This is a genomic window from Streptomyces sp. NPDC059456 (assembly GCF_042750055.1).
In the GTDB taxonomy this organism is placed as follows: Bacteria; Actinomycetota; Actinomycetes; order Streptomycetales; family Streptomycetaceae; genus Streptomyces.
Genome location: NZ_JBHYVA010000995.1, coordinates 1 through 2143, shown reverse-complemented (window position 1 = coordinate 2143; position 2143 = coordinate 1). Strand labels below are relative to the sequence as shown.

Sequence of the window (2143 nt, the reverse complement as noted above, 5' to 3'; positions counted from 1 at the left end):
TCCACCGGCGCCCACGCCGCCGCCCCCCGTATTTGTGGGGGCCCGCCCGCGGGCGGGCGGGGGGCGCCACCGGCGGTGCGCACCGCCGGGCGGAGTCTTTCCGTGGCCGCCGGCAGGCACCGGCGGCCGGGAGGCTGCTCGTCCTCATACGAGGGGGACCCTGTGCGTGGCCCCCTCATGGGAAGAGGAGAAGGGTGGCTGGGACCGCGACGGGCGGTGACGAGTGCTCCGGCGTCGTCTCCCTCAGGTCAAGAGTCGGGGCGCGGCACCCATGACCACCGCACTGGCTCACACGCCCGTCGCGGTCCTCGTCCTGCCCTCGCCGCGTACCACCCCTCATCCGGGTCCGCGGTCCGGGCTCGGCACCCGGGACCTGACCTCCCGCCAGGTCCCCGGTGCAGCTTTCGGGCTCAGGCGTCGCGCAGGGCGCGGACGGCCTCCTCGACGCGCTTGCCGTAGTCGGCGTCCGCGGCGTGGAAGTGAGCCAGGTTCTTCTCGATGACGTCCTCGAGGGTGACCTGAGACAGGCCGCCGGCGATGTTCGCCACCAGACGCTGCTTCTCGGCCTCCGACATCAGGCGGTAGAGCTCACCGGCCTGGAAGAAGTCGTCGTCCTTGGTGTGGGCCGGGGCCTCGTGGGTGCCCGTGTAGCCGGAGACGGCCTTCGGGGCGCCGAGCGCGAGACCGGTCTCGGCCGGGCCCTGGTACGAGTTGGGCTCGTAGTTCTTGTCGTGGCGCGAGCCGTTGCGCAGCGCCATGACACCGTCGCGGCCGTAGTTGTCGGCCTTCGTCGCCTTCGGGGCGTTGACCGGCAGGACGGTGTGGTTCACACCGAGGCGGTAGCGCTGGGCGTCGGCGTACGCGAACAGGCGGCCCTGGAGCATCTTGTCCGGCGAGGCGGTGATGCCCGGGACGAAGTTGTTCGGGGAGAAGGCGGACTGCTCGACCTCGGCGAAGACGTTGTCCGGGTTGCGGTCGAGGACCAGGCGGCCCACGCGCTGCAGCGGGTAGTCGCTGTGCGGCCACACCTTGGTGAGGTCGAACGGGTTGAAGCGGTAGTCCGCGGCCTCGGCGGCGGGCATGATCTGGACGTACAGGGTCCAGCTCGGGTTCACGCCGCGCTCGATCGCCTGGAGCAGGTCGGTCTGGTGCGAGTTGGCGTCCTTGCCGACGAGCTCGGCGGCCTGCTCGCCCGACAGGCAGCGGATGCCCTGGTTCGTCTTGAAGTGGTACTTGACGAAGAAGGCCTCGCCCTGTTCGTTCGTCCACTGGTAGGTGTGCGAACCGTAGCCGTTCATGTGGCGGTAGGACGCCGGTATGCCGCGGTCACCCATCAGCCAGGTGATCTGGTGCGTCGCCTCGGGGGCGTGCGCCCAGAAGTCCCAGACGTTGTCCGGCTCCTGCTTGCCCGTGAAGGGGTCGCGCTTCTGGGAGTGGATGAAGTCGGGGAACTTGATCGGGTCCTTGATGAAGAACACCGGGGTGTTGTTGCCGACGAGGTCGTAGTTGCCCTCTTCGGTGTAGAACTTCAGGGCGAAGCCGCGCGGGTCGCGGACCGCGTCCGCGCCGCCGAGCGAGTCGGCGACGGTGGAGAACCGCAGGAAGGTCTCGGTCTTCTTGCCGACCGTGTTCAGGAACGCGGCGCTGGTGTACGCGGTGACGTCGTCCGTCACCTCGAAGTGGCCGTACGCGGCCGAGCCGCGGGCGTGCACCACGCGCTCCGGGATGCGCTCCCGGTTGAAGCGGGCAAGCTTCTCGAGCAGCTGCTGGTCCTGGACCAGCAGCGGGCCACCGACGCCGGCGGTGGCGGAGTTCTGGTTGTCGGCGACCGGGGCGCCGGACTCGGTCGTCAGCGTGCGCTTCGACATGGTGACCTTCCGTACGGGAAACCTGCTGACGGAAAGCGTCTTCCGTCATGCGGAACAGCCTAATTTCAGGCCGAACGCAACGTCAACAGTTTGTTGAACAAAGATGAGGAGAGGTGATCCGGACGGTGCCGGCGCTTGGGCGCGACAGGACAGGTGTCAGCACCGGCACCATCCGGAAACTCAGGCCCCCGTGAGGGGGAGGGGCGGGGCCCGCCGGGCGGCCCGCGGCGGCGGGCCGCCGCGCACACGCGCCCCCCGCAGGGCCGCCGCCCCCG

1 protein-coding gene is annotated in these 2143 nt (G+C 69.9%); it reads right to left on the bottom strand.

The window, feature by feature from the left end; all coding sequences use genetic code 11:
• Positions 1-410: 410 nt before the first annotated feature.
• Positions 411-1868, bottom strand: a complete 1458-nt coding sequence (locus tag ACFXA3_RS41475) for a catalase (RefSeq protein ID WP_385196514.1) — start codon at positions 1866-1868, stop codon at positions 411-413.
• Positions 1869-2143 lie beyond the last annotated feature (275 nt).

What these genes read in the sequence shown, in the direction of transcription:
- ACFXA3_RS41475 (WP_385196514.1), bottom strand. Translation starts at nt 1,868, where the DNA reads ATGTCGAAGCGCACGCTGACGACCGAGTCCGGCGCCCCGGTCGCCGAC.